Genomic DNA, 26,832 nt, shown 5'->3' on the forward strand with positions numbered 1-26,832 from the left:
AACTTGCACAGGCGCTCATAAACTCTCCAATTTCCCCATCAAATACGCCATTACTTTCTCCGCTACCGAAAAATCATGCGTCATATACAGTGATCTGGCGCCGACGGGGTCCTCGATTTCATTCAACATCCACCCGCCATCCGGTAATAAAAGAAAATCAATGCCGACATAGTCGCTTTTTAAAGCTTTTGCGATTCTCCGTACTTCATTTTCCTGCCAAGAGGAAAGTGTGTACTTCTCCACGGAACCGCCGAGTGTAAAATTCGATTTGAAGGAGTCGCTTCCCGTCCGTTTAACAGCACCCAACACTTCTTCGCCGAGCATGAACACCCGGACATCCGTTGCTCCCGATTCGATATACGGTTGTACAATTGTCCGCCTTCCGGAAAACCGGGATAAAAACTCCTCAACATCATCCTTAGTATGACAAAGAAACACTTCATCGCCGCCATGCCCATCAATAGTTTTCAAAACAGCGGGCAGGGGAGGAAGATCTGCTAACGATCGAAAATTCTTCGTAGGAACGGCGGAAACACCTAACAGAGTCGCAACCTCGAATGTCCGTAACTTATCGTTTGCGATTTTGTTCACTTCAGATCGGTTAATTAATCTGAAACCTGCTTTTTCCCATTTTGAACTTAGCTCTGCATTCCGATCGCGGAATAAAATGAAATCAGCATCGTCAGCTGGTTGTTCATCATCGACGAGCAGTGTCAATGCAATACCAGTTTTCTGCGCCTGCTTTATCAAATCATCAATAAATCCGTGATTACGTTCCGCTTCCTCTGATGAGTAATAAACAAATCCTTTCATGCTAACTTACCTAAAATGTATTCAATCATCCTGTCTGCAACATTGATGCCCGTCACATTATAAATATTGCGTATATGCGCGGCGGCGTTCACTTCACAGACGAGCGGTTTTTCATTCTCCCCAAACAACAGATCGACACCTGCAAATTCGGCGCCGACCGCTTCGGCCGCCCGGATTGCCAATTCCTGCTGCTCGGCAGTCAGTTCAATGACACTCGCCACTCCGCCGTTCGTAATATTCGCCCGGAAGTCCGTTTCGGATTCACGATGCATTGCTGCGACAATTTCTCCGCCGACGATATTGACACGGATATCTCGTCCTCTGCTCGTTGCAATGAACTGCTGAAATACATAATCGACCCCTCGCAGTTCGTCGACCTTCGCAAAGAACTCCTCTTCCGTTTCAATCAAATACACTTTCATTCCAAAGGAACCGTGGCCTTCTTTAATGATCATTGGCAAGCCCAGTTTAGCAAGAACCTTTTCATAATAGCCCGATCCTTCAATTGTGAATTTCGGATAGACTTTCGGCGCAATGATCGTTTCCGGCATCTCGATATCATTCTTTGCCAGTTGTATGTATTGCTTCGCTTTATTATCACATGTCTCAATCACTTCGGGATCATTGAAAACGGGAATACCCGCATTTTTCAAAAATGTCGCCAGAAGGATGTCTTTGTCTAGGAAGACGACAAAATCAGGACGCCCTTCCATCTTTTCATTCAGGGCCATTAGCACTTCATAATTTTTTTTAAGTGTTGCCTCGACCCCAGCTCGAATAGCGGCGTCCTTCAATAACTCCGCCTGATCTCGGAATTTATCGCTCGTCAAACTGCCATTATAGATGACCCAACATTTTTTCATATCGTTCCCTCCGGCCGTGATATACTTACCCTATGCTGATTTTACCATAAGGGGCGAGTGTATTGATTCCAAAATTTGATGAATATAAAGAGCGATTTTCAGTGCTTAGTGATGATGTAATAAAGCCGAGGCTCGATAGTATCCGAGCTGCGCTTGTAAAAGTCGGGAATCCTGAAAAAGGCCTACACGTCATCCATGTGGCGGGGACGAATGGGAAAGGTTCCACGATCGCTTTCATGGAATCCATCTTGCAAGAGCATGGGTTTTCGACAGGCGTATTTTCATCTCCAGCGTTAGTCGATGTACATGACCAAATTCGCATCAACGGCAAGCCGATCAGCCGGGAAGAGATGGACAAGACGTTCATGGTGATGAAAGAAGCAGGCCTTAGCGGCATGTTGACGGATTTTGAATTATTGACAGTTGCGGCCTTCATTACGTTTGAAAGGCTAGCACCGGATTATGCCTTGTTAGAGTGCGGTATGGGCGGCAGTTTGGATAGTACGAATGTCGTTACACCGCTCATCTCTGTCATCACATCGATAGCGTTGGATCATGTCGGTTTTCTTGGAGGGACGGTTGAGGAGATTGCAGGGCATAAGGCGGGGATCATTAAAGAGGACACACCAGTAGTTGTCGGTACGGTGCCAAACGAGGCGATGGAAGTAGTTCAGGCGAAAGCGCGTGAAATGAACAGCAAGTTGCTTATATACGGAGCTGACTTCTCAATAACTCAAGGCGAGTTCGTTGGAGAGTCAACCTGGGTGTCAATTCAAGAACGCAGGATGAAAGGTCCTCATCAGGAGATCAATGCGTCAGTTGCAATCGAGGCACTGCTACAAGCTGGAGTGGAATTGGATGAAGAGACCACCACAAAAGGCGTGGCGGAAGCTTCTTTGCCTTATCGATTTCAGGAAATCGCCAATGGCGTCTACATCGATGGGGCGCATAACCCAGCGGCTGCCAAAATGCTTACCGAGACGATAAAAACAGAATTCCCTGGTGAAAAAGTCGATTTTGTTGTCGGGATGCTGAAAACAAAAGAAATTAAAAAAACGCTGGATGAGCTAATTCCAGTAGCCGCTTCCTTTACATTCGTCACCTTTCCACACCTACAAGCTGCTACTGCGGAGGAATTATTAGACAGTTGTCAGTATAATAGAAAAAAGGTGACAAAACTCGAAGGTGATACTATAATACTAAGAAAGGGAAACGATAGGAAGAAAATAGTCGCAGGGTCGCTTTATCTGATTAGTAGTCTTTTGAACTAAACTCGACTATTAATACCTGATCGCTTTCAATAAAGACTACACCATATCATTTCGTATATTGTACGTATATTCTTTAAGGGGTGCATGAGGGGTGTCTGAAAAAAAGTGGTCTACAATCGGCCTTTTCATTATTTGGTTTCTCATCGTTCCGACCGGAATTATTTATTTCCTACAAACTCAGATGCCCGAAAGCATCAATCCTGTCTACTTGATGCTTTTTATTATTTTTGGTGTACTGACAGTTCTATTTCCGATTAAGCGGAATGGAAAACCAGTCTCTTTAGTCATGTGGGTCACTTTGCCAGCCTTCCTCATGTATGGCATTGCAATAGAAATGATTGTCATGCAATTATCGATTCTAGCAGGCTTTTTTGTGGTGAAAAGAAATGAGAAAAACCTTCAGCGACTTTTTCTAAATTCCATTCTGATGTTCTTGCTCTCAATGGCCGCGGCAGGCGCATTCTTCGTAGTAGGTGGAAAAATTGGATCGGCGGATTTTTGGACTCTTCTCATTGGGGTGGCCGTATACAGGCTTGTCCATACATCAACGAATATAGGACTTTTGAATACATATTTTGAAATGAGAGGAGCGAAAAGTCCATATACGATAAAAGATCTAGTTTTTGAATATTCGACTCTCATTCTCATTTTGCCATTAGCTATGACATTCTATTTAATGCTGAATATGGTCGGCATCGCTTCTTTTTTACTAATCGGGTTTCCTTTTTTCATGACAATCTCTATTATCCGCCTATACGGTCGTTCTGAAAAGATCAATGAGTATATTAAAAGAGCAGGGAAAATCGGAAGTGAGCTTTCCGTCATGACTGATGAAGAGACTGTTACGACACAGTTCATTATGAAAACGAGTGAATTATTCAAAGCTGATTATGTATTTCTTTTTATGAATCATGATCAATGGCTTGAGCTTGAAAAATGGTATGAAGGAAGGCGTTTTGTCAACCTACCGTTCCAAACTGTCCAGATCGGAGAAGGAATAGCAGGGAAGGTATTGGAGATGAAGGAGCCTGTCATCTATTCGAAAAGAAAAGACTGGGAACAGTATGCTACAGTTTCTGCGCTTGAGGAATTGGAAAGTGTTCTTTGCATCCCGCTGTCTCATAACAACAAAACGAACGGTATTCTCCTTTTGGGATCGAATCGTAAGGCTGCTTTTGGAGATCACCAGCTAAAGATTTTGGACTTGCTCGGCTCGTATTACATTGTGTCGCTTGAAAAGGCTAGATATGTGCAAGAAGCACTGCAACGGAGTGAAAGATGCGCGCTGACGAATCTGTACAATTATCGCTATTTGGAGGAAAAGCTTCACGAGGAAATGGACCGAATGAACATGGGGGATATTGATGACTTATCTGTCGTCATGCTCGATATCGACCACTTCAAAAAAGTGAATGATACATTCGGACACCAAAGCGGGAACGACATTTTATACGGCCTTGCAAGAATTTTGGAGAAATCATTACCGGACAATGGAACGATCGGACGGTATGGAGGCGAGGAATTCGTCTATTTATTGCCTGGCTATTCCAAGGAAGAAGCCGTTGGTTTTGCGGAGCAGCTTCGATTGCTCATTAGACAGCATATATTTACGATTATTCCGGATTTGGGCGAGGACAAGTACCCGGTGAAAGTGTCCATCACTTCCAGCGTCGGCGTCGCAAGTGCTCCAACGGATACGGATGAAGCGATGAATTTATTACGTAACGCCGATCGCGCTCTATATATCGGGGCGAAGCAAGCCGGAAGAGACCGGGTGGCCGAATACGTGAAATAAAATTAGTCATGGGAAGGAGATAAGGAGATTGAAAGTCAGTAAGAGACAAATCAAGACAGTACATTTAATATGGCTTTTAATAGTACCGGCAGCTTTTTATATTGCCTATTCCTATTTCCCTTCTAATGAATATGATTATTTCTATTTGGCAATTAGTCTATTGATAGTGATTGCTATTATGAGGCTAACCATAATAGTGCAAAATACAGTGATTACACTAGAGAAATGGGTTATTTTCTCAGTGTTTTTCCAATACGGCTTATTAGCCGAGATGGTCTTTATGCAAATAGCTGTTTTGACATTATTATTCACATCAAAATCAGCCACGCCAAATTTGTTTAAATTCACATTTAATTCGATTCATTTTGCAATTACCTCCCTAGTGAGTAGTGCAATTTTTTATGCAGTTGGTGGCTCGAGTGGACAAATGGAATTAAGTAAGCTTGTTTTGGCCGGATTTATTTATGCTTCCGCCTATTCATTAATCAATTGCGCACTTTTATATTTTTCCTTTACAGTTTTAAGAACAGATACATCTGCAATGAAAAAAGCAACTTTATGGGATTATATTGTATCAATACTTTTATTACCTTTTGCAATCGTATTCAGTTTCCTTCTTGAACAGCTTGGAAACCAAGCATTTTTATTAATAGGCGTTCCATTTTTGCTCGTACTCATCGTCACTCGGAATTATATGGAGTCAAACCAATTGAATGACGTATTAGCTTCGGCAGCAGAAATAGGGCATCAGCTTGCGGATCGGTTAGGAGTTGAAGATGTCCTTCTAACATTTATAGATAAAATTAAAAGAGTAATTCCCTATGACAGCGCCTATATCGTCGATCTAAGGATGAGTGAAAATCTCGTCTTGCTCGCTCACAAAGAAGGGGAATTCCGCAGCGGCATGGTGACTAGAATTTCATTTCCGCAAAAGAGATGTGATGGGGATGGCTTAGAAGTGGAAGTGACCAAGTTATTCTTGAATAAAAAGAGTGTCGCCTCTTTGAAGGGATATACGTTTGACTCCTCCGTGGAAAGTGTCCTGACGGCGCCAATCAAAAGAAACCAGAAAACAGAAGGATTCCTTATTCTCACATCGAATCAGCGATATGCGTTTGAAGAAGTGCATGTGCAGATGGTGGATCTATTGACCGGCTATTTTGCAACCGCAGTTGAAAAGGCGAGGTATTACGAGCGGACAGTGGAGAAGAGTGTGAGATGCGGATTGACAGGTCTTTATAATTACCGTTATTTAGAATCAAAACTCGATGAAGAGATGGTTCGCTATCATACCAGTGAAATTTCCACATTGTCTACAATTATTCTCGATATCGATCACTTCAAATCCATTAACGACACATACGGACACCAAAGCGGGAATGATCTGCTCTGTGCATTTGCCGCACTATTGAGGAAATACCAAACGTCCGATATGACGCTAGCTAGGTATGGCGGCGAAGAGTTCGTAATGATACTGCCCAATTATGAAAAAGAGGATGCAATCAAGCTTGCTGAAACGATCCGAAAGGAAATGGAAGAGTCCAGTTTCAAAATCATCCCGGATCTATCGGAAGAAAGAGAGCCGACAATCATCAATATGACTGTGAGCATTGGCGTCGCAACGATGCCGATGGATGCTAAAGACGGAAAGGAATTGCTCCGGAATGCCGACCGAGCGCTTTACATAGGCGGCAAACAGGCAGGGAGGAACCGGGTAGGGATATACGAAGAAGAGAAAGAAAATGTTGTAAGTTGAAGACCGGTAATTGCCGGTCTTTTTCTATGATTATTTTACTATTGTAATAGACTGGTTGATTAGTTTGGACGGATTTTGTATGCTGTTAGTAATAGTAAGATTATAAGGGAGGCGATGTCTCTGATGAGAAGCGATAAGATCAATGAAAAAGGGATGACACTAGTCGAAATCCTAGCCGCGCTTGTCATTTTTGGCATCGTCTTTATTGGATTTATGACGATTTTTCCGCAGATGACTAATTTTAATGAGAAGACTGGTAGTAAGTTGGAGACTATGAATTTAGCTAGAAATAAATTAGATCAGATTAGGGGTTCAGGTCTTCCCTCACAATGCGATGGGGCAAGCGGAAAGTGTCTTATTACGGATGAGGAAAACGGCTATAAAGTAACCTTGGAATATACAATGGAACCGGATCTAAAACCTCAAGGAAATTTACCAGGACAAGTCACTTTACATCAAGTTCATATCAAATATTTCAGGCCAGGCCAAAAAGATAAGCCAATCAGTGAAACGTTTGGCTACGTGCGTGATTGAAAATGTAGTAGGAGGAGGGGGAATCGGTATGATGAGAAAGCAAAATGGTATGACGCTGGTAGAAGTGCTAGCCACACTCCTCATTTCCTCCCTTGTCATTATGCTAGTCTGGACAACGGTCACGATTAGTATGAAACATAATATTGTAGAAACCAAAAAACTTCAAATGCAGCAAGAAGTAAATTATATCATCACAGATTTGCAGAATATACATAGGAAATCAAAAAACGTATGCTATCAGATAAAAGAAGAAGATGGGATGTGGAAAATTGTCGAGTGTTTAAACGGCGACACGATTTCGACTTACTTTAATCCGAAATTCAATTATGAACTATCAGGATATCCTGATATGATTTTCACAAAACAAAAAGAAGCCATGAATGCTGGAAGGGCTTACTCACCGTCATATTCACTCTCAGTGAAAGTATCAAGTTTGGACGATAAGGGACCAATTTTGGAAATTTCAACAACTATATCACGATTTGATGAACAACAGTAAATAGGAGGCGATTTATAATGAAGACTAGAATGAATCAAAAGGGTTATGCATTATTGATCGTCCTCTTTTTGATTGTTTTTATCATGACGGTAATCGCGATATTTATGCGAGGCTCTATTAGCACGGCTAAACAAGAGCAAATTGTTGACAGTAATAATATGGCGATTGTAGCAGCGGAAATGGGTATGGATTATTATGTGAACTATATTGGAAATGAGGAAAAGAAGATCTTTCAGGCAGTTCAGTCTGATGTTTTAAGTAAGGTCGTTTGTAATAATGTAGGGAAACCAGAGGGTTGTGTAGAGCTTAGTCTTATTCAAACAGCTGCAAGACAAAAATATTTTGGTGACTTTCAAGCGATGGCGAATGCGGTAAAAGAACAAATTCATATTTTAAATTCAGATGAGAGTGAAACAAATCTCAGTAATATTTATTTCACATCACCCTTATTGAAAATGCTATCTTCGGGTGCAGATGGATTTTTATTATTAAAGATGGATATTGAAGGCGTATCCCCTACAAAAGAAGAAATTTTGACTGCAACATTAAAGTATACACTTCCTGAAATTATAGTTGAAGAGACAGATATTAATATACCTTCAATCAAACCGGATCCCATAAAGAATCCCGCTGCTGTCTTTGATACATTTGTACCTGTAAATGCTATTTCTACTGACCCTTGTTCTAAAGAGGGAAAAGGAGACTGTGATGGTAAGGGTGGTATCTATAGTACTTCAGTTGATTTGATTAATTATACCAATCCGAATAGTATGAATAACTTTATCTGGTTTCATAGAGGAGAATTAGATGCAAAGAATAATATAAATAATTTGAATGCTAAGGTGATTTTGGAGTCGCTTGAGTTCAAAAATAATATTAATAATTTATACGGAAGTCTAGTTTTGCTTGGAAAAGAAAATAATGCGGGGAAAATTAAGTATGATAATAATGCCAGTATAAATACTGCTAATGACGGAAAAATATGTATTAACCTAGATGGTTATAACGAAAAAGACCTCAAGGAATTAGAGATAAAAGGTAATTTGATTTACTATTCTAACATGTATAATGCAATTTGGCCTGGTAAAGGCAGTCAAGGAACAAGATTCCCCGGTTCTTTTTCGGAATTTATCCAGCATTGTACTGGCTTATCCCCTTTGAATAGCGATGGGGATAGTGATTTAGAAAATGGTAACTTGAACTTAATCTATTTCGAACGAGAGAGGATCGATGTAGATCTAACGGTAGATTATGAGAAATAAAGAGGTTGTTGAGTAGAAATTTTTAACGAGGTGTAAAATGAGCCGTAAAACGATATTCCTTTCAATTGCCAGTTTCGTAGTTGGTATTGGTTTTTTATCCAGTGGTGTTTTTGCTAATAACTCATTCTCCATAGGAAGGAATTTTGACAATCACACCTTCGTCGGTCCTTTTAATATTTCCAACAATAAAACCAAACAAGCGAAGTTAAAACTAGCATCAGATTTAACACAGCTACAGTCCAAAGCAGAGGTGAACCTGATTTACCAGGATATCAAATTCTTTCTTCGGCCTGAAACAATTACATTCGATATCGATATGACTCTTGCGAACGCGAATTCCGGAGAAGACAATCCAATCATCGCAAATGTTTCCCGAGAAGGGTTGGCGACTGTGCTTGGTCAGGAACTGCCACGTATTCACTTTACGGAGGATGCAATTGATTTGATTGCTGCAGGAATTGAAAAAGAATTACAAACAGGTATCATGCCAAGAAATGTCCATATTACAGACTATCTTGGAGTGATTGAGATACCGAATGAGGTAGTGGCGTCATCAGAATATAGCATTGATGCAATATTACCATCTTCGTCTAAAGCGATACATGCTCTTGACAGTATGGTCATTCTGCCTTTCGAGTCGTTTTCGATGATGGAATTGCTGACAAGCCCTGAAGTTGGACCGCTTAGTGATGAGGAGATGACATTGCTTTCTTCTATACTATACAGCGCAATTTTACAAACCAATTTCCATATTGATGAGCGGAATATTAGCTCGGTCATATCTCCAAATATTCAACCAGGTTTCGAAGCGGCTATGAATCAGACGCTCGGCCTCGACTTTAAGTTCACGAATCCGAACAAGACGGAATTCAACATTCGTGCGTCTTGGTCAGCTGGAGTTATTCACCTCTCGATAGAGGGCCAGCCATTTTATTACACATACGAACCTTCTATTTCAAATATTGAATCGTATAAACCAAGAACTGTTCGACAATATAGTGCGTTTGTCAATGATGGACAAGTCGTTGTTTCACAGGAAGGTAACGAGGGTGTGGAAGCGGTTGTGACACGTACGCTTTCTGTCGATGGGCAGGTCGTTGACACAGAGAATATTTCCGAAGACTTTTATGCTCCGGTTCACCGTATTGAAATCCATCCATTATCTAAAGGGAATGCTTCAGGGACGGACAGCACTGATGGCGTGGAAACTGACATTACACAAAATGGTGGAACAGATGCTGAAACAGGAACTGGAACATCCAACCCAGGAGAAATGGAGTCAGATAGCTCAGGAACTATAGATCAAAACAGAAATGATGAGACGAAAAAAGAGGAAGTCATCTACGATAAAAGCGGCCTTCCGATAGGGAAATGATTGACGTCAAGAAGTGAAAGAGGGATGTATATGGCGACAGCACGTAAACGATTGGGCGATCTGCTCGTTGAATCTGGACTCATTACTGATACGCAGTTGCAAACCGCATTGGAGGAAAAGCCGCGGGATCAAAAACTCGGAGATGCACTTCTTCAAAGAGGATATATTACTGAGCAGCAATTAATTGAAGTGCTGGAATTCCAGCTTGGGATTCCCCACGTCAATCTATTCAGGTATCCATTTGACCCGAAGCTGTTCAATGTCGTTCCGAAAGAATTTGCGAAGCGGAATCTACTTGTTCCTTTGAAAGCGGAAGGGGACAGACTGTTTGTCGCGATGTCGGACCCGATGGATTATTTGGCTGTCGACGACTTGCGTTTGTCGACGGGGTTCCATATTGAAACGGCAATCGCTTCAAAAGATGATATTTTACGGACAATTTCAAAGTATTACGAAGATGAATTGTTGGAAGACTTTTTCATAGAGCAACCGGAGGAAACGAGAGAGCAGCAAGATGAACTGACTGACCTTGATTCTCCGATTGTTCGCCTCGTCAATCAGTTATTGTCATCGGCGATTACACAGAAGGCGAGCGATATCCATATAGATCCACAAGAGCATCAAGTCGTTATCCGTTTTAGGGTTGATGGAATGCTCAAGACGGAACGGTATTTGCCGAAGCATATGCAAGCGATGCTTACCGCGCGAATTAAAATTATGTCGTCTCTTGATATTACGGAACATCGTGTACCGCAGGATGGCAGGATAAAAGCGACAATCGATTTTCGACCGATTGATCTGCGGGTGTCGACGCTTCCTACTGTATTCGGAGAGAAAGTCGTCATGCGTATTTTGGATTTGAGCAGCTCGTTGAATGACTTGAAGAAATTAGGTTTTAGTCCTGTGAACTTGGAGCGGTTCATGAAGGAAATCGAACGGCCGAATGGGATTGTGTTAATCTCCGGTCCGACCGGCTCGGGTAAGTCGTCCACGCTATATGCAGCTTTGAATAAATTGAATAAAGAAGAAGTGAATATTATTACCGTAGAAGATCCGGTTGAATATCAACTGGAAGGCATCAATCAAATTCAAGTGAATCCGGCAGTCGGCCTCACGTTCGCGAACGGTTTGCGATCGATTTTGAGGCAGGATCCAGACATTGTCATGGTCGGTGAAATTCGTGACCGTGAAACCGTTGAAATTGCAATCCGTGCGTCATTGACGGGTCATCTCGTCCTAAGCACGATTCATACGAATGACTCCATCGCGTCAATTACGAGATTGATTGACATGGGGGTTGAACCGTTCCTCGTGACGGCTTCCGTGAATGCGATTATCGCCCAGCGGCTGATCCGCCGTGTTTGCCGGGATTGTGGAAGAGAAATGCCGGCGTCAAATCGGGAAAAAGAGATTTTTGCAAAACGCGGCAAAGAGATTAATACAATTGTTCGGGGACCTGGATGTGCGGCTTGCAATATGACTGGATATCGTGGAAGGGTCGCCATTCATGAAGTGCTCATTATTAACGATGAAATGCGTGAGGTCATTAATAACCACGGCACGCCGGCAATGCTGAGGGAAATTGCGTTGCGGAATGAGACTGTATTTTTGATTGATGATGGACTGGAGAAAGTGAAGCAGGGAATTACCACGACGGAAGAAGTTTTACGTGTTTCACTTATTGAATAGGGGTATAGCTATGAATGAAACAATAGACTTAATATTAGAAAAAGCATTTGAATTGAAAGCTTCCGATATCCACTTGACGGTCGGCGTGCCACCTGTATTCAGGATCCACGGGGAGTTGAAGCGTTATGGGGGAGATGCCGTAGATGAATCTTTCACCGATGAAGCAGCTAAATCAACCATCCCTGAAAAGTTATACGGGGCATTCATGAAGAGTGGACAAATCGACTATTCTTATGAATTAAAAGGAGTTGCCCGTTTCCGTGTAAATGCATTCCAGCAGCGCGGTTCCATTTCGCTAGCCTTTCGGACTATCCCGACGATCATTCCATCAATTGATGAATTGCAAGTGCCCGGGATATTGAAGTCATTAGCGGAAACTCCCCAAGGTCTCATATTAGTAACGGGGCCGACAGGTTCGGGAAAGTCGACGACGCTGGCGGCGATGATCCGCTATATGAATGAAACGATGCGCAAACATATCATCACTCTCGAAGATCCGATTGAATATGTTCATTCCCATCAGTCTTCAATTATTGATCAGCGGGAAGTCGGCTTCGATACAAGTTCATTCGCGGATGGATTACGTGCGTCCTTACGACAGGATCCCGATGTAATTCTAGTTGGGGAGATGCGGGATCTTGAAACGATTTCGACAGCTATCACTGCGGCGGAAACAGGGCATCTAGTTCTTGCGACGCTTCATACTTGGAGTGCGGCTTCGACAATTGACCGAATCATAGACGTCTTCCCGCACGGACAGCAATCCCAAATCCGTGTCCAGTTGGCTGGCGTGTTGACGGCTGTATTGTCCCAACGGCTGTTTCAGACAGTGGACCGGAAAGGTAGAAGAGTTGCAACTGAATTGATGATCAACAATTCAGCGATTTCTAATTTGATTCGTTCGGAAAAAGTCCATCAAATTCCGAATGTCATACAGACAAGTCGGTCAATGGGGATGCATATGATGGATAGTTCAGTCAAACAGCTTCTTGACCGAGGACTCATATCATACGAGGCGGCAGTGCCGTATATCGAAGGTGATGATTGACGATGGCCCGCTTTAAATATGAAGGCCGTGATGCAAGGTCGAAGAGATCAGGTGTAATTGTCGCCGTGAATAAACGGGAAGCTGCATTGAAATTGAAGAACCAAGGAATTCGCGTAACCAATCTGACCGAACAAGCCGAAACGGTGCTCACGAAAGAAATCCATCTTGGAAAACCAATCAAGCGGATTCAATTCATCATGTTCCTACGACAATTTTCGACGTTGCTCCGGGCAGGCGTAACCATCGTGGAATCAATTCGTATTCTTTCATTGCAAGTCGAATCAAAACCATTCCAAAAAATATTGATTTCTATCGGAGATGACCTTCGGGGCGGTGGTTCGTTATCGGATACGTTGATGAAACATCCGAAGGCGTTCGAGCCATTGGTCATCAACATGATCAAAGCCGGGGAGATGTCCGGTACAGTCGATGATTCATTGGACAGGCTAGCAGACCACTACGAAAAAGCACATATGACGAAGCAAAAAGTCATTTCTGCGATGTCTTATCCGATTGTAGTTGGGATTGTAGCAATAGGCGTCGTCATTTTCCTGTTGACCTTTGTCGTCCCGATGTTCGTTGACCTTTTCGCAAGTGTCGGAGGAGAGCTTCCATGGCTAACACAGTTTGTGTTGAAGGCAAGTGGTTTCATGGTGAGTTATTGGTATTTTTTCATTCTACTAGTGGCTGCAATAACGGTTGGCATATTGATGATGCGCAACAACAAGGAAGGGAAGTATTTGCTTGATTCATTCCTGTTGCGGCTTCCGATTTTTGGCGATTTGATGAAAAAGTCGGCATTAGCTACATTAACGAGGACGCTTAGTTCTTTATTCGCGAGTTCGGTGCCGATCTTGCAAGCATTATCCATGACGGAGAAGATTGTGGAAAATGAAGTTATCTCACGCGTCGTAGGTGAATCGAGACAGTCACTCGAGCGAGGGGGCTCATTGACGGAGCCAATGTCGGACCATTGGGCATTTCCGCCGTTAATTCCACACATGATTGCAATCGGGGAGCAGACCGGGTCGCTTGACGCAATGCTCGCAAAAGTGGCGGACTTCTACGAAAAAGAAGTCGACGCATCTACAGACAGGCTTAAAGCACTGATCGAACCATTTATGATTGTCCTATTAGCAGGATTAGTTGGCACGATAGTACTTTCGATTCTGTTGCCGATGTTTAGTTTATTTACGGAAATAGATAATATGTAACGGATTTTGTCGAAAAATAAATATTTATATATAAATATAGTTTGATAGTTTCATTTATACTAGGAGTTTGGTATTCTTAATTTGGAATTGAAAATAAGATAGAATAGGGAGGAATAATGATGAAAAAATTGTTACAGAAACGTTTGAAAAACGAAAAAGGGTTAACGCTTGTCGAGCTTTTGGCGGTAATCGTAATTTTGGGGATTATTGCAGCGATTGCAGTACCTGCCATTGGTGGAATTATTGAAAATTCTAGAGTTAAAGCTATTAAGGCTGATGCTTTAAATGCACTGTCAGCCGCTGATTTATATTTTATAGATAAAGAGATAAAAGAAGACGATAAGCCGTCAGTTAAAGTAAGTGAATTAGTATCTTCTGGATATCTAGATAATGCAGGTGCGTTTGAGACTGATGAAGATGCAGCTGTAACTATAAGTGCTACAGATTCAAAGACAATAAAAGCGTTTTCAGGTTCTGGAACGAACTCGAGTGTATCACTTGAATTTACCAATGCAACGAAAGAAGATATTAATAAAGCAACAGAGGTTAAAAGTGGGGGAGCAATACCACCAAAAGAACAGTAAATATACAGTTTTTAGGGAGATGTAAAACATGCCACTATTCAACCGCCGAAAACAGCCGGCCACTCTCACAATTGAAGATGATGCCGTCCGGTTTGTCCGGTTGAAGTCGACAGAGCCGCTCGTCGTGGATGTTGCGGAGGAAGTTGCGCTTCCTCCGAACACGGTCGTCGAGGGAAAGATTGTCGATGCGGAGGCGCTTGTGGTCATTTTGGAAGGGACTTTGAAGGAGTGGGGCATCGCGAGGCGCGATGTCCAGTTCCTTGCTCCTGATACATATGTAATGATCCGTAAAGTGCCATATCCGGAAGATGTACAGCCGGATGAGTTAAAGGGGCATTTCTTCATCGAAATAGGTTCAACGATTTATTTGCCGTTCGATGATCCGGTTTTCGACGTTGTCCCATGTACGTTGAACGTGGAGAGCAAAGAGGCGATATTAATTGCATCGAAGGAAAGCATATTGGACAAGTACGAAGAAGTGCTGAAAACGGTGAAGCTTAATCCGGTCGTTGCGGATATCGGACCGCTCGCTCTTTACCGACTTGCTTACAAAATGTATGAATTTGACGGGCATGAGCATGTCCTTATCGCCGATATGCATGATGGTGTATTGACCGTGTCGATTTTTCATAAACATTACCCGCTATTCATGCGGCCTGTCGATCTATCGCAATCAGCGGATCTCTCGATTGTTGCGGACGTCCACGCAGATCCTCGTTCCATCACGCCGACAACGATTGTGATGGAACTTGAGAAGCTGATGAACTTTTATCGATATAATTTACATAACGGAAATGCATCCATTACTCACTTGCTTGTCAATGGCGAATACAGTGAAATGGATAGCTTATTGTCGGCCATACGGGAACGTTTTTCCATCCAAGCGGAACGTTTGCTGAAAAGGCCGTTGGAGCTTCAAGATGGACGACAATTGCCCGCAACTTTCAACCGGACGATCGGGTTGGCTTTGAAAGAGGTGTAGTCATGCTCGTTGATATTAATCTATTGCCTGAAAAGGAGAGGGAGCGTTCGACGCTCCTCATTGCTGCACTCGTTATTTTAGGTGCGGCTATTCTTTTTTGGGCAACTCTTTTTCTTCTATCCCTATCCTTATCACAGGAGACGGCTCGGGTGGAAACGCAGATCGCCTCTTTGCATGTAAGCCAGGAGGCGATCCGGGAAGATATTAAACCCTCATCTCATGCAGATGACCGGGAGAAACTCGCTTCGACCGTCGAATGGGCGGAAGGGTACCGGTTCGCTACTTTGCCTTTACTGCGTGAAATGGTCGCTTTATTGCCGGAGAGAGGGTTTTTTGTCTCGTTCGAATTCACCGCACCTCATGAGTCGGCGGTTACTGTCCAATTCGATGATAAATCCGATGCGGCATACTATTTGACGAGGATCAAATCGTCGACAGTTGTATCCTCCGCAACGATGGAGTCGTTAGTCGCTGTGAGTCACGATGAGGAAAGTGACTTACATACACTTCCACGATTCGAAGCGACTTATCTTATCGAATACGTAGATGACCGTGGTGTTGTTGTCGAAGTGGAAGAAACGATAGAAACGGATGGGCAGGAGGGTGACTCCGATGAGTAATATGACAAAACGTCAGAAGGAGTTGGGGCTCCTCGTTTTGGCGATTGTATTTTTAATTGTCCTCGCTGCGTATGCTTATTTTCAAATCTATGCTCCAGCAAAAGAAACAAATGAAAGGGCAACGCAGACGTTGGCGAATGAAAGGGATATTCTCTTTGCACTTCAGAGGCAAGAAGCACAGCAACGTCCTGCAGCAACGTCTGGCTCGCGTCCTTTGCAGGAGAAGCTGCCTGTGAAGCCGCTGGAAGATCTCATTCTTCTCCAAGTGCAAAAAGCTGAAGTGAAGTCCAATACCTTCGTGCATGAAGTGAATTTCTCGCTCGAAGATACGATAATTGAAAACCCGCCAGAACAAGTTGAAAACGTTCAAGCAGTCATTGTAGAAGTGCGTTTGCAGGCAGATGCATACAGTCAAATCGATCGGTTCATCGAAGAGATCGAATCGATGAATCGGATCTTCGTCCTAAATCGTATCGAATTCACTGCCCCTGAGGAAGTGACGACATTCGAACAGAAGAGCGGTCTCATGGAACTTTCTATCGCTTTCCATGCGTTTTTCAGGCCTGATTTGGGGAATCTTGAGGAGGAAGCGCCGAAAGTGGACGCGCCGGTGCCGGCGGGTAAAGAGGATCCAACGCCGGTTAATCAAATTCCTGGATTGGGTGATAGTGAATGAATGTTGTCTGGATAACTCTATTTTTCATTTATGGAAGCATCTTCGGCTCTTTTTTCAACGTTGTCGGCCTTCGCGTACCTAAAAAGGAGTCGATCGTATCTCCGCCTTCCCATTGCACAAACTGCAGTCGGAAGCTACGTCCGCTCGACTTAATACCAATATGCTCTTATATTGCGCTGCGTGGAAAATGTAGAGGGTGCGGACAAAAAATTAGCCCGATGTATCCGCTGATGGAATTCGTGACGGGAGTCTTATTCGCTTTTACATACTATCAGATCGGTTTCAGTTTTGAATTAATCATTGCGTTGCTGTTCGTTTCACTTCTCGTTATCATCACAGTATCGGATCTGACTTATATGATCATCCCCGACAAAGTGCTTCTGCCTTTCGCCATCGCTTTGTTAATACTCCGGTGGGTCATACCGACGTCGCCATGGTGGGATAGCCTGTTAGGAGCGGCAGTCGGTTTTATCATACTGTTTTTTATCGCTGTCGTGTCGAAAGGCGGAATGGGCGGCGGAGACATCAAATTATTCTTCGTCATCGGTCTCGTACTCGGTACGATGAATACGTTACTGACGCTGTTCTTTGCCTCTCTGATCGGCTCCGTCGTCGGCATTTACGTTCTGAAGAAAACAGGTAAAGGCAGGAAGACGCCTGTTCCATTCGGACCTTCCATTGCAGTTGCTGCTGTCATTTCATATTTTTTCGGAGCGGACTTTGTCGAATGGTATCAGCAATTATTCATTTAAGTCGATAAATTTGTTAGGACAAGGCGACAAACGTCTTGTTCTTTTTCATGTCCGATTTGGTACGGTTACTAAAAACGGGGTGGTCTGGCATGAAATTCAGAAAAAAATATTCAAAAGTGACAGTTGCGATGGCGATGCTTCACGGGGTACTCATTGGCATTGCTGCAGTGGCACTTGTAGGGTTCATCATCGTCGGGACGAATGGAATCGGAAAGGAGAAGGCGGTGGAACAGGAAGTCGTTACGACAAATCCACCGACTTCCGGTGAAACGACTCCGGCATCCGGACCAGCCATTTCCGCCGAGGATGCCCCCCTCAAACTGTATGCAAAACAGCATGGGGTTTTTTCAAGCGTGCAATCGGCAAAGGATTTCATGGCGCAAGATGTAAGTCTCGCGAAAGCCGACATTTTAGAAATCGGGGGACAGTTCTATGTATGGAGCGCAGTCGGCATTCAGGAAGATGAAATTGAAGTGAGGGAATACGAAATGACATTTAGGAAACCCTTTTTCGCTGATGTATCTTCATGCTCCGCTGTTGGCGCGGGGAAATTGAGGAGCGCTTTGTCGGAAAAGGAATTGTCCAAAATTAAAGTTTTGACAACTGTCGCGGAAGGGGAAGACGATGATGAAAAAATAGCTGATTTCCGTAAGAATTTAGTTGCTGTGACCGCATTCACATCGGATTTGCGCATCGTGCGTCTCAAGTTGCTCTCGCATTATACTCATAATAACGGCTGTGTGAAAATCAATTTTTAAAGTGTGAAAACGGGGCGAAATCAAGTTATTGCCGATTTGTGAAAATTTCCAATGAGCATCTTCTACAGTATGATAAAGAAAAAGGAGGTTGCTTATATGGAATTCATGGCAGATACACCGATTATTTTGGCATCCGGCTCTCCTAGAAGGCAGGAGCTGCTCAGAAATCTTGGCATTCCTTTCGAAATAATGCCAAGCGACGTCGAAGAAGTTGTGGAGTTGGTGGATAATGATTTTGCGGATTATGCCCAGAAGCTTGCGGTAAAAAAGGCGGCTGCTGTTTCTCAAATGCGGTCAGATGCTGTCATCATCGCGGCTGACACGATTGTCGTCTTCGAAGGGGAAGTGTACCCGAAGCCATCATCGAAGGGACAGGCTGAAAGCTTCCTGAGAAGGTTTTCCGGCAAGACCCATTCAGTTTTCACAGGTGTCAGCATTCTCGGAAACGGATTGTCGACCGTCTTTGCCGAGGAGACGAAAGTGACGTTCAAGGAGCTGGACGATCAGCTGATTCGGGCATATGTCGACTCGGGGGATCCGATGGACAAAGCGGGTGGTTATGGCATCCAGACCGCAGGGGCCTTGCTCGTCGAAAAGATTGATGGTGACTATTTGAACGTAGTCGGATTGCCCCTATCGAAACTGGTGGAAACATTGCGCAAAGAAGGCATCATCCTGTTGAAGGAGGCTGAATGATTCTTTGACAGTTGAAGCGAAGAAGCAGATGATGATCCGGGATGTACATATCGCGGATAGACCCCGCGAAAGGCTGATCCGTCAAGGAGCTGGAAGTCTATCAAACCAGGAGCTTATCGCCATCTTACTTCGGACAGGCACGAAAGAAGAGTCTGTTCTCATGCTTGCCAACAGGATTTTGAAATCATTCGATAAGATCCAAGACTTTAAGGATGCAACAGTGGAAGAGATGACAGCAGTGAAAGGGGTTGGACAAGCGAAAGCCGTCCAAATTCTTGCCGCTGTGGAGTTGGGAAAGAGGATTTATCGCAAGCATTCGGAAGGCCGTTATGTCATCAAATCGCCGGAAGACGCGGCTGCCTATTTGATGACGGATATGTCTTCCCTCGTTCAGGAGCATTTTGTCGTCCTGTTCCTCAATGTGAAAAATGAAGTGCTGCACAAACAGACGATTTTCATCGGCAGCTTGAATTCATCCATCGTCCATCCGCGTGAAATATTCCGGGAAGCGGTGAAACGCTCCGCTGCTTCCATCATTGCGGCACATAACCACCCTTCCGGTAATCCGTCGCCTTCACCGGAGGATATCGAGGTGACAAAAAGGCTCGTCGAAGCGGGCTCCATTATCGGGATCGAACTGCTGGATCATCTAATAATAGGCGATCATCGATTCATAAGTCTTAAGGAAAAAGGATATATGAGCTAGCAAATTACTCCTAAAATGGTAATAGATTTATGCGGAAACAATAAAGGAAAAGGGCTCCTAACCCTACAGCATGAAGGGAATGATGGAGCTTCTGCAAGCTGCTTAAAGGAGGAAGGCGATAGCATCAAAATCCATCCTATTGCTATTGACACTGTGAATTTGTTCTTCAATCCGTTATAATGTGGTGTATGATTTCAAGAAGACCATATTATGCGGTCGAATAGAAAGGAAGAACAGATTTGTTTGGATTTGGATCAAGGGATGTCGGGATCGACCTCGGCACAGCCAATACATTAGTTTTCATTAAAGGAAAAGGGATTGTTCTTAGAGAACCATCCGTTGTAGCGAAAAACACAGTGACGAATGAAATCGTAGCAGTCGGTTCAGCGGCTAAAAATATGATTGGACGGACTCCTGGTTCCATCGTGGCGACTCGCCCGATGAAAGACGGTGTCATTGCGGACTTTGAAATTACGACAGCGATGATCGAGCATTATTTGAAAGAAGCGACAAAAGCTGCAGGCAGCGCATGGAAAAAGCCGAACGTCATGGTTTGCGTTCCATTCGGCATCACATCTGTCGAACAGCGCGCGGTCATTGATGCAGCGAGACAAGCTGGTGCAAAAGATGCGTTTACAATTGAAGAGCCGTTTGCTGCTGCTATCGGTGCTAATTTACCAGTTTGGGAACCTACTGGCAGCATGGTCGTCGATATAGGTGGCGGTACAACGGAAGTTGCAGTCATTTCACTCGGCGGCATCGTTACGAGCGAATCGATTCGTGTTGGAGGAGACTCGATGGACGGAGCAATCATCGGTTATATCCGTAAAACGTATAATATGACAATCGGTGAACGTACAGCGGAAGCTATTAAAATTGAAATCGGTTCGGCGAAAGTTTCTGCTAAACCTGAGAAGATGGATATCAGAGGTCGAGACCTATTGACTGGCCTACCAAAAACTTTGGAAATATCTTCTGATGAAATCGTTGAAGCACTACGTGAATCCATCACACAAATTATTGAAGGCGTCAGAAAAACGTTGGAAGCTACTCCTCCTGAGTTGTCTGCGGATGTCATGGAACGCGGAATCGTCTTGACAGGCGGGGGAGCGTTGCTTGAAAACTTGGACAAGGTCATTTCGGATGAAACGAATATGCCTGTCTTCATCGCCGAAGACCCGCTTGATTGTGTAGCGATCGGAACAGGGAAAGCGCTCGATAATTTCGAAGTGATTAAAAAGATGCAAGCTAGGTAATGAGGGAGGATTTGGGCAATGCCGCGATTTTTTTCGAATAAACGGTTGATTTTGCTGCTTGTGGGCGTCATTGTCCTTGTGGCATTGATTTCATTCTCCTTAAAAGACAGGCAGAACGCCACCCTTCCAGAACAAATAGTGAAAGATGTCGTCGGTTTCGGGCAATCTCTTTTCTCGAAACCGGCACATTATATTACAGGCACATTGGATAAAATCGATGGTATTTTGAATACATACGAAGAAAACAAGCATTTGAAAGCACGCTTAAAAGAATATGCCTCTACTCAGGCGGAGTTGGCAGATGTGAAGGCGGATAATGAGAAACTCCGAGAAATCGTCGGAAAGAAAGATAGCCTTAGAGATTATGAACCTATCCAAGCAACCGTCATTTCACGAAATCCCGATCAGTGGGAAGAGAAAATTATTATCGATCAAGGCAGCGTGGAAGGCGTAGAGCTGAATATGGCTGTCATAACTGCAAACGGGCTCGTCGGAAAAGTGGTGCTCGTCACTCCTTTCACGTCGACAGTGGAATTGCTTTCGACTGAAAACCGAAACTTCCGGGTGGCTGCTGTCATACCGGGTGAGGAAGCTATTTTTGGTTTGATAGAAGGATTTGATCCGGCGCGTGGCGAATTAATAATGAAGCGCATCGATTCGAATTTTGACGTCAAAGAAGGGCAAAAAGTCGAGTCTTCTGGTCTTGGCGGCATTTTTCCAAAAGGTTTGTTGATCGGGGAAGTGACGGAAGTGTCTACGGATGATTTTGGATTGACGAAATTGGCTTATATTCGTCCGGCAGCTGATTTCTCCATGTTGGCTCATGTAATGGTCGCAAAGAGGTCATCTGGCGTTACGAGCGGAACAGATGGAAAAGTCGCTGGTGAAGACGAAGAGGGGGAGGATGGATCGTGATCAGGTTCATAATCCCTCTTATTGCCGTCATATTGTTTTTCCTCGAGCCGGTATTCAGTCTCTTCTCACCCGTATCGATCGCAGATGTATCTTACACTCTCGTACCCCGCTTCGTTATCGTCTATCTGATTTTCATCACCGTCTACTATGGACGAAGGCGAGCAATCCTCTATGGAATGATACTTGGACTCTTGTATGATATGTATCACATTGATATTATTGGTATATATACTTTTTTATATCCGGTGATCTGCTATCTTGCCGCTTTGATCATCCGTCAGCTCCATCGCCACGTCATCACAGTGATGCTTTTATCTATGGCGATGGTTGCGGTGCTTGAATTGCTGTCGTTCATCTTTGCCAGCCTGATTGCATTGACGGCAATCGGCTTCGAAGAGTTCATCGTGATCCGTCTTATGCCGACAATGATTGCCAATTCCATATTTGTGGCGATGTTCGGCTATCTGTTTAAATGGCTGATCGACGAGAGAGAACTGCAAAAAGCCGGAATATAATCAAGAAAAAATGTGAGGGACGCAAATGACGAAACAGCACTATGTAACAATAAAAGGGACAAAAGACGGGCTTGTCCTCCGACTTGACGACAAATGCGCTTATTCGGACATGATTGCAGAACTCCGCAATAAAGTCAGCGAAAACAGTCTTGACGGGCTCGCTGAAGTGAAGGTGCATACTGGAAATCGTTATTGTAATGAAGAGGAGCTTAAGGAAATTATGAATGTCGTTCACGAATCGCCGCATTTACGAGTTTCCAAGATACAGAGCGAAGTCATTACAATCGAAGAGTGCAACCGTAAAGTACTGGAGAATCAATCGGAGACCTATATCGGCATCGTTCGCTCGGGACAGGTCGTAAAAGCCGATGGAGATCTTGTTGTAATCGGCGATGTCAATCCGAACGGCCGTGTCGTAGCCGCGGGAAGCATTTATGTATTAGGAAGATTGAAAGGGATTGCTCATGCGGGAGCAGCTGGCAATGAAGAAGCGGTAATTGCGGCTTCGTGGCTTGAAGCGACGCATTTGATGATAGCGGATAGAATGGAAACAATGACTGACGAGCTGACAATTTTGTCGGAACAACCGGAGATGGAATGCGCATACATACATCCGAACGGTTTCATTGCCATCGACCGTTTACAGGAGCTTCGGATTCTCCGACCTAATCTGTCGACATTCAAAGGAGGGAGCTAGTGTGGGTGAAGCAATCGTAATAACGTCTGGAAAAGGTGGAGTCGGTAAAACGACGACATCTGCAAATCTTGGGACAGCATTGGCTCTACAAGGTAAAAAAGTGTGTCTCGTTGACACGGATATCGGTCTCCGCAATCTGGACGTCATCCTCGGACTTGAAAATCGTATCATTTACGATCTCGTCGATGTAATCGAAGGCCGATGCAAAATCCATCAGGCGCTCGTCAAGGACAAGCGTTTTGAAGATGGACTATTTTTGTTGCCGGCAGCTCAAACTACAGATAAAAACGCAATTGAACCAGAACAGATCAAAGAATTGATCACTGAATTGAAACGTGATTATGATTATATTTTGATCGACTGCCCTGCAGGTATTGAGCAAGGATATAAAAATGCTGTTGCAGGTGCGGATCGAGCCATCGTTGTCACGACGCCGGAAATTTCGGCGGTGAGGGACGCGGACCGTATCATCGGACTTTTGGAGCAAGAGGATATCGAACCGCCGAAGCTGATCATCAATCGGATCAAAAGCCGTCTCGTCAATAGCGGCGACGCTTTGGATGTGAATGAGATCACGTCTCATTTATCCATCGATCTGCTCGGAATAGTCTTGGACGATGAAAAAGTCATTTCCTCTTCAAATAAAGGGGAGCCGGTCGTCATGGATCCATCGAACCCGGCAGCAATCGGTTACCGGAACATCGCCCGTCGGATCTTAGGCGAGTCCGTGCCACTCATGTCTCTCGACGAAGGAAAGCCAGGATTTTTCGGGAAACTGAAATCATTATTCGCTAAATAAACGGGAACCCTTGTCAGCAAGGGTTCTTTTTTATATTTATATTTATTATGAGAGTAGGCAATGAGGGAGCGAAAGCCGTCACGAAGAACGGCTTTTGCGAGTAAAAGTGAAGCGTTACGAGCACATCTTTGCCCTAGCCGTCACGAAGAACGGCTTTTGCGAGTAAAAGCGAAGCGTTACGAGCACATCTTTGCACTACTTTACAGTAAAAGCATAGTGTTACTAGCAGGATGCCTTAATTTCTGAAAAGAACGTAGTAATTAAGTCTAATTAAACCCTTCGCTGTTCGATTGGCTGACTGCTCGCCCGCGGAAAGCGTCCACCTGGAGCGGTATATATAATAAACAGTTACCTTGGACAATTGCCCATAATATTCATAGTACCCTCGTCATATACTGAGAAAAAAGGTGGTGTGGCGGGGTGAAATGGAAAACAAAATGGGTCATTGCAATCATAGTAGCGATTGGCGTATTCAGCTTTGCCAAATTGGAAGAAATCGGAGTTGTCAACAAGCCTGTTACGCAATATATAACGACAGGCAAAGATTTCATCGTCATGAAAAAGTGGGTGGCCTCCATAATTGGAGATCCGGAAGAGGACACGATCACAGTGTCTGCTGAAACAGTTGAAGAGCTACCATTCGCTGCATATGAATCGATGCAACCTTATAAGGATGGAGTAATTGCATCCTATGCTCATCCTATGCCGATTACAGCACAAGGGGACGGGCTCATCGTATTCACTGGCTTTACACGACAATCAGGGAAGACGATCACAGTGTTGTACGATGATGGTGACGAAGTGACGTACGGATTTGTCGGGTCGATATCGAAGCTCCCCTATTCGACTGTGAAAAAGGGGGACACGCTTGCTCTTATGAATGAAGAGGCGATCTACTTAAAAGTGAAGCGGGAAGGGGTCGTATTGGAAGCTGCAGTGTTGGCTACTTATTTCTCGGAAGATACGAAATGAAGCTTCGCCTTCATCCCATTTTGGCACCTTTTTTCCTCGTGCTTATGGTAACAGGAGGATTGGCGTTTTACGCTCTCGTCTTCATATCCCTTCTTTTCCATGAAGCAGGCCATGTTGTCGCTGCGAAAATGGCAGGTATGAAGGTCCGGTCATGCACGATCATGCCTTACGGAGGAGAACTGCGAATACCCGACCGGCACTCTTACGGTAAAAGACAAAGAGTGTTCGTTGCGGTCGGAGGGCCTATCGCCACAGCAATTCTCCTCCTGCTATCAATGCTGTTTTCATTTCCTGGAGATGATCAGTTCGTCCGCATTCAAACAGCGATCCTATTGCTGAACATATTGCCTGTTTTGCCTTTGGACGGTGGACAGGCCATTAGCGCCATGCTCGAAACGGATGAAAGGAAATATAAAGTGAGATCCGCATTTCTCGTCTTTTCCATATCGGTGTTACTAGCTGTCACTCTTTTGCTTCTTTCGGGCCTTCCGGAGACTGTCCTCTTTCTTGTTCTAGCTTTGTTTTTGCTCTTTCAAAACATATCCGCTTTCAAGTTCAGAAAGTATGAACAGGCTTATGAGCAGTTGAAAAGAAAACAGTTGACGCCATAGAATATGCGTGGTAATATTTTAATGTTATTGTTTGTAGCGCACCCGTGCTACAACCGCACTGACAAGGTACAAGCATCCGAAAGGATCACCTTTGAAGGCGAGTCTGAGTCTATTGAGGAGGTGCAAGTATGTACGCAATCATTGAAACTGGTGGAAAACAAATCAAAGTCGAACAAGGCCAAGAAGTCTACATTGAAAAAGTAGTCGGCGAGGCTGAGGAAACTGTAACATTCGACAAAGTTCTATTCGTTGGTGGAGAAGACGTGAAAGTTGGCGCTCCATTCGTGGAAGGTGCAACGGTTACTGGTAAAATCGTTAAACAAGGCCGCGCGAAAAAAATCACGGTTTTCAAATACAAGCCGAAAAAGAACTACCACAAAAAGCAAGGTCATCGTCAGCCATACACGAAAGTTGTCATCGAAGGCATCAACGCGTAAGCCGGCATGATCAAGATCAGTATTAATGAACAACCATCCGGCCGCATCAGCTCATTTGAGATGAAAGGCCATGCCGATTTTGCGGAATATGGAAAAGATCTCGTCTGTGCAGGCGCGTCCGCGGTTTCATTTGGAGCCGTCAACGCTGTCATCGCACTCACTGGCATAACCCCGGATATCCAACAAGGGTCTGACGGAGGTTATTTGAAAGTGGTTTTTCCGGAAACGGAGAGAGACGAAGATATCCAATTGATCGTGAAGGCGATGATTGTTTCATTACAGACGATTGAACAAGATTACGGGAAACATATAAAACTTATTTTCAACCGATAGGAGGTGGCACTAATGTTACGTTTGGATCTCCAGTTTTTCGCATCGAAAAAAGGGGTAGGTTCTACAAAGAACGGTCGTGACTCTCATTCGAAACGTCTTGGCGCAAAGCGCGCTGACGGACAATTCGTTTCAGGCGGCTCTATCCTTTATCGCCAACGCGGAACAAAAATTCACCCAGGTGAAAACGTTGGCCGCGGCGGGGACGATACACTTTTCGCGAAAGTTGACGGCGTAGTTCGCTTCGAGCGTTTTGGCCGCGACAAGAAAAAAGTGAGCGTGTACCCTGTAGCTCAAGAAGCTTAATGTTATCACTAACATTGAAAGGACTGCATTTTACCGTGCAGTCCTTTTTATTTTTGGCGAATTTTGTGAAGAGAATGCTATACTGTAGTATATGAAACATT

The 26,832-nt window shown here is 44.0% G+C and carries 30 protein-coding genes and 1 other annotated feature; of the genes, 28 read left to right on the forward strand and 2 right to left on the reverse strand.

Annotation, left to right across the window (positions count from 1 at the left end; all coding sequences use genetic code 11):
• Positions 1-15: 15 nt before the first annotated feature.
• Both NIT04_RS06885 and NIT04_RS06890 read right to left on the reverse strand, forming a co-directional pair.
• Positions 16-813, reverse strand: a complete 798-nt coding sequence (locus NIT04_RS06885; protein ID WP_252502814.1) for a RimK family alpha-L-glutamate ligase — start codon at positions 811-813, stop codon at positions 16-18.
• Entirely contained in the window at positions 810-1,676 is an 867-nt protein-coding gene (locus NIT04_RS06890) for a RimK family alpha-L-glutamate ligase (RefSeq protein ID WP_252502815.1), read from the reverse strand. Before NIT04_RS06890 ends, NIT04_RS06885 begins: the two co-directional genes overlap by 4 nt.
• 62 nt (positions 1,677-1,738) lie before the next feature.
• On the opposite strand from NIT04_RS06890, the gene NIT04_RS06895 reads away from it, so the two are divergent.
• From NIT04_RS06895 to rpmA, 28 genes are all read left to right on the forward strand, one after another.
• A complete protein-coding gene (locus tag NIT04_RS06895) occupies positions 1,739-2,947 on the forward strand; it encodes a folylpolyglutamate synthase/dihydrofolate synthase family protein (protein WP_252502816.1) in 1,209 nt (402 codons plus the stop codon).
• 91 nt (positions 2,948-3,038) lie between these two features.
• The gene (locus NIT04_RS06900) at positions 3,039-4,742 is read left to right on the forward strand and encodes a sensor domain-containing diguanylate cyclase (RefSeq protein WP_252502817.1); all 1,704 of its coding nucleotides are present in this window, start codon (positions 3,039-3,041) and stop codon (positions 4,740-4,742) included.
• A 28-nt stretch (positions 4,743-4,770) separates the two neighbouring features.
• A complete protein-coding gene (locus tag NIT04_RS06905; RefSeq protein WP_252502818.1) occupies positions 4,771-6,498 on the forward strand; it encodes a sensor domain-containing diguanylate cyclase in 1,728 nt (575 codons plus the stop codon).
• A 123-nt stretch (positions 6,499-6,621) separates the two neighbouring features.
• Positions 6,622-7,032: a prepilin-type N-terminal cleavage/methylation domain-containing protein gene (locus tag NIT04_RS06910; RefSeq protein ID WP_252502819.1), complete on the forward strand. Its 411-nt coding sequence runs from the start codon at positions 6,622-6,624 to the stop codon at positions 7,030-7,032.
• A 28-nt stretch (positions 7,033-7,060) separates the two neighbouring features.
• Positions 7,061-7,531, forward strand: a complete 471-nt coding sequence (locus NIT04_RS06915; RefSeq protein WP_252502820.1) for a PilW family protein — start codon at positions 7,061-7,063, stop codon at positions 7,529-7,531.
• A gap of 17 nt (positions 7,532-7,548) precedes the next feature.
• Positions 7,549-8,793: a hypothetical protein gene (locus NIT04_RS06920; RefSeq protein WP_252502821.1), complete on the forward strand. Its 1,245-nt coding sequence runs from the start codon at positions 7,549-7,551 to the stop codon at positions 8,791-8,793.
• A 37-nt stretch (positions 8,794-8,830) separates the two neighbouring features.
• Positions 8,831-10,168 carry a VanW family protein gene (locus tag NIT04_RS06925; RefSeq protein ID WP_252502822.1) on the forward strand — a complete coding sequence of 446 codons (1,338 nt, stop codon included), beginning with the start codon at positions 8,831-8,833 and terminating at the stop codon, positions 10,166-10,168.
• A gap of 30 nt (positions 10,169-10,198) precedes the next feature.
• The gene (locus NIT04_RS06930; protein ID WP_252502823.1) at positions 10,199-11,857 is read left to right on the forward strand and encodes a GspE/PulE family protein; all 1,659 of its coding nucleotides are present in this window, start codon (positions 10,199-10,201) and stop codon (positions 11,855-11,857) included.
• A 10-nt stretch (positions 11,858-11,867) separates the two neighbouring features.
• A complete protein-coding gene (locus NIT04_RS06935) occupies positions 11,868-12,905 on the forward strand; it encodes a type IV pilus twitching motility protein PilT (RefSeq protein WP_252502824.1) in 1,038 nt (345 codons plus the stop codon).
• A 2-nt stretch (positions 12,906-12,907) separates the two neighbouring features.
• Positions 12,908-14,119, forward strand: a complete 1,212-nt coding sequence (locus NIT04_RS06940) for a type II secretion system F family protein (RefSeq protein WP_252502825.1) — start codon at positions 12,908-12,910, stop codon at positions 14,117-14,119.
• A 119-nt stretch (positions 14,120-14,238) separates the two neighbouring features.
• Positions 14,239-14,703, forward strand: a complete 465-nt coding sequence (locus NIT04_RS06945) for a prepilin-type N-terminal cleavage/methylation domain-containing protein (protein WP_252502826.1) — start codon at positions 14,239-14,241, stop codon at positions 14,701-14,703.
• 28 nt (positions 14,704-14,731) lie between these two features.
• Positions 14,732-15,685: a type IV pilus biogenesis protein PilM gene (gene pilM / locus NIT04_RS06950; RefSeq protein ID WP_252502827.1), complete on the forward strand. Its 954-nt coding sequence runs from the start codon at positions 14,732-14,734 to the stop codon at positions 15,683-15,685.
• Between the two features lie 2 nt (positions 15,686-15,687).
• Positions 15,688-16,305: a PilN domain-containing protein gene (locus NIT04_RS06955; protein WP_252502828.1), complete on the forward strand. Its 618-nt coding sequence runs from the start codon at positions 15,688-15,690 to the stop codon at positions 16,303-16,305.
• Positions 16,298-16,981: a pilus assembly protein PilO gene (locus NIT04_RS06960; RefSeq protein WP_252502829.1), complete on the forward strand. Its 684-nt coding sequence runs from the start codon at positions 16,298-16,300 to the stop codon at positions 16,979-16,981. Before NIT04_RS06955 ends, NIT04_RS06960 begins: the two co-directional genes overlap by 8 nt.
• Positions 16,978-17,733: an A24 family peptidase gene (locus tag NIT04_RS06965; RefSeq protein ID WP_252502830.1), complete on the forward strand. Its 756-nt coding sequence runs from the start codon at positions 16,978-16,980 to the stop codon at positions 17,731-17,733. Before NIT04_RS06960 ends, NIT04_RS06965 begins: the two co-directional genes overlap by 4 nt.
• Before the next feature lie 89 nt (positions 17,734-17,822).
• The gene (locus tag NIT04_RS06970; protein WP_252502831.1) at positions 17,823-18,491 is read left to right on the forward strand and encodes a hypothetical protein; all 669 of its coding nucleotides are present in this window, start codon (positions 17,823-17,825) and stop codon (positions 18,489-18,491) included.
• Positions 18,492-18,587: 96 nt separating this feature from the next.
• Complete coding sequence (locus NIT04_RS06975) at positions 18,588-19,187, forward strand: nucleoside triphosphate pyrophosphatase (RefSeq protein WP_252502832.1); 600 nt, start codon at positions 18,588-18,590, stop codon at positions 19,185-19,187.
• 31 nt (positions 19,188-19,218) lie between these two features.
• A complete protein-coding gene (gene radC, locus NIT04_RS06980; RefSeq protein WP_371922526.1) occupies positions 19,219-19,893 on the forward strand; it encodes a DNA repair protein RadC in 675 nt (224 codons plus the stop codon).
• Positions 19,894-20,132: 239 nt separating this feature from the next.
• Positions 20,133-21,149: a rod shape-determining protein gene (locus NIT04_RS06985; protein ID WP_252502833.1), complete on the forward strand. Its 1,017-nt coding sequence runs from the start codon at positions 20,133-20,135 to the stop codon at positions 21,147-21,149.
• Positions 21,150-21,167: 18 nt separating this feature from the next.
• The gene (mreC, locus tag NIT04_RS06990; protein ID WP_252502834.1) at positions 21,168-22,064 is read left to right on the forward strand and encodes a rod shape-determining protein MreC; all 897 of its coding nucleotides are present in this window, start codon (positions 21,168-21,170) and stop codon (positions 22,062-22,064) included.
• The gene (mreD, locus tag NIT04_RS06995; RefSeq protein WP_252502835.1) at positions 22,061-22,579 is read left to right on the forward strand and encodes a rod shape-determining protein MreD; all 519 of its coding nucleotides are present in this window, start codon (positions 22,061-22,063) and stop codon (positions 22,577-22,579) included. The genes mreC and mreD overlap by 4 nt, the downstream gene beginning before the upstream one ends.
• Positions 22,580-22,604: 25 nt before the next feature.
• Positions 22,605-23,276 carry a septum site-determining protein MinC gene (gene minC, locus NIT04_RS07000; protein WP_252502836.1) on the forward strand — a complete coding sequence of 224 codons (672 nt, stop codon included), beginning with the start codon at positions 22,605-22,607 and terminating at the stop codon, positions 23,274-23,276.
• 1 nt (position 23,277) lies between these two features.
• Positions 23,278-24,075 (forward strand): septum site-determining protein MinD, encoded by a 798-nt coding sequence (minD, locus tag NIT04_RS07005; protein WP_252502837.1) that lies wholly within the window; start codon positions 23,278-23,280, stop codon positions 24,073-24,075.
• Positions 24,076-24,495: 420 nt separating this feature from the next.
• Positions 24,496-25,047 (forward strand): M23 family metallopeptidase, encoded by a 552-nt coding sequence (locus NIT04_RS07010; protein ID WP_252502838.1) that lies wholly within the window; start codon positions 24,496-24,498, stop codon positions 25,045-25,047.
• Positions 25,044-25,658, forward strand: coding sequence for a metalloprotease (locus tag NIT04_RS07015; RefSeq protein ID WP_252502839.1), 615 nt, complete (start codon positions 25,044-25,046; stop codon positions 25,656-25,658). Before NIT04_RS07010 ends, NIT04_RS07015 begins: the two co-directional genes overlap by 4 nt.
• A gap of 41 nt (positions 25,659-25,699) precedes the next feature.
• Positions 25,700-25,773: a sequence feature (ribosomal protein L21 leader region), on the forward strand.
• Between the two features lie 13 nt (positions 25,774-25,786).
• On the forward strand, positions 25,787-26,095 hold the full coding sequence (rplU, locus tag NIT04_RS07020; protein ID WP_252502840.1) for a 50S ribosomal protein L21: 309 nt from the start codon (positions 25,787-25,789) through the stop codon (positions 26,093-26,095).
• 6 nt (positions 26,096-26,101) lie between these two features.
• Entirely contained in the window at positions 26,102-26,428 is a 327-nt protein-coding gene (locus NIT04_RS07025; protein ID WP_252502841.1) for a ribosomal-processing cysteine protease Prp, read from the forward strand.
• Between the two features lie 12 nt (positions 26,429-26,440).
• Positions 26,441-26,731 carry a 50S ribosomal protein L27 gene (rpmA, locus tag NIT04_RS07030; protein ID WP_251624735.1) on the forward strand — a complete coding sequence of 97 codons (291 nt, stop codon included), beginning with the start codon at positions 26,441-26,443 and terminating at the stop codon, positions 26,729-26,731.
• The last annotated feature ends 101 nt before the right edge of the window (positions 26,732-26,832 follow it).

It is taken from the genome of Sporosarcina sp. Marseille-Q4943 (genome assembly GCF_943736995.1).
GTDB lineage: Bacteria > Bacillota > Bacilli > Bacillales_A > Planococcaceae > Sporosarcina.

Coding starts and splice junctions, on each gene's coding strand:
- NIT04_RS06925 (WP_252502822.1), top strand. CDS start 8,831: ATGAGCCGTAAAACGATATTCCTTTCAATTGCCAGTTTCGTAGTTGGT.
- NIT04_RS06935 (WP_252502824.1), top strand. CDS start 11,868: ATGAATGAAACAATAGACTTAATATTAGAAAAAGCATTTGAATTGAAA.
- minC (WP_252502836.1), top strand. CDS start 22,605: ATGACGAAACAGCACTATGTAACAATAAAAGGGACAAAAGACGGGCTT.
- rpmA (WP_251624735.1), top strand. CDS start 26,441: ATGTTACGTTTGGATCTCCAGTTTTTCGCATCGAAAAAAGGGGTAGGT.
- NIT04_RS06885 (WP_252502814.1), bottom strand. CDS start 813: ATGAAAGGATTTGTTTATTACTCATCAGAGGAAGCGGAACGTAATCAC.
- NIT04_RS06955 (WP_252502828.1), top strand. CDS start 15,688: ATGCTCGTTGATATTAATCTATTGCCTGAAAAGGAGAGGGAGCGTTCG.
- rplU (WP_252502840.1), top strand. CDS start 25,787: ATGTACGCAATCATTGAAACTGGTGGAAAACAAATCAAAGTCGAACAA.
- mreC (WP_252502834.1), top strand. CDS start 21,168: ATGCCGCGATTTTTTTCGAATAAACGGTTGATTTTGCTGCTTGTGGGC.
- NIT04_RS06915 (WP_252502820.1), top strand. CDS start 7,061: ATGATGAGAAAGCAAAATGGTATGACGCTGGTAGAAGTGCTAGCCACA.
- NIT04_RS06930 (WP_252502823.1), top strand. CDS start 10,199: ATGGCGACAGCACGTAAACGATTGGGCGATCTGCTCGTTGAATCTGGA.
- NIT04_RS06910 (WP_252502819.1), top strand. CDS start 6,622: ATGAGAAGCGATAAGATCAATGAAAAAGGGATGACACTAGTCGAAATC.
- NIT04_RS06965 (WP_252502830.1), top strand. CDS start 16,978: ATGAATGTTGTCTGGATAACTCTATTTTTCATTTATGGAAGCATCTTC.
- NIT04_RS06890 (WP_252502815.1), bottom strand. CDS start 1,676: ATGAAAAAATGTTGGGTCATCTATAATGGCAGTTTGACGAGCGATAAA.
- NIT04_RS06975 (WP_252502832.1), top strand. CDS start 18,588: ATGGAATTCATGGCAGATACACCGATTATTTTGGCATCCGGCTCTCCT.
- NIT04_RS06920 (WP_252502821.1), top strand. CDS start 7,549: ATGAAGACTAGAATGAATCAAAAGGGTTATGCATTATTGATCGTCCTC.
- radC (WP_371922526.1), top strand. CDS start 19,219: ATGATCCGGGATGTACATATCGCGGATAGACCCCGCGAAAGGCTGATC.
- NIT04_RS06970 (WP_252502831.1), top strand. CDS start 17,823: ATGAAATTCAGAAAAAAATATTCAAAAGTGACAGTTGCGATGGCGATG.
- NIT04_RS07015 (WP_252502839.1), top strand. CDS start 25,044: ATGAAGCTTCGCCTTCATCCCATTTTGGCACCTTTTTTCCTCGTGCTT.
- NIT04_RS06945 (WP_252502826.1), top strand. CDS start 14,239: ATGAAAAAATTGTTACAGAAACGTTTGAAAAACGAAAAAGGGTTAACG.
- pilM (WP_252502827.1), top strand. CDS start 14,732: ATGCCACTATTCAACCGCCGAAAACAGCCGGCCACTCTCACAATTGAA.
- NIT04_RS07025 (WP_252502841.1), top strand. CDS start 26,102: ATGATCAAGATCAGTATTAATGAACAACCATCCGGCCGCATCAGCTCA.
- NIT04_RS06960 (WP_252502829.1), top strand. CDS start 16,298: ATGAGTAATATGACAAAACGTCAGAAGGAGTTGGGGCTCCTCGTTTTG.
- NIT04_RS06940 (WP_252502825.1), top strand. CDS start 12,908: ATGGCCCGCTTTAAATATGAAGGCCGTGATGCAAGGTCGAAGAGATCA.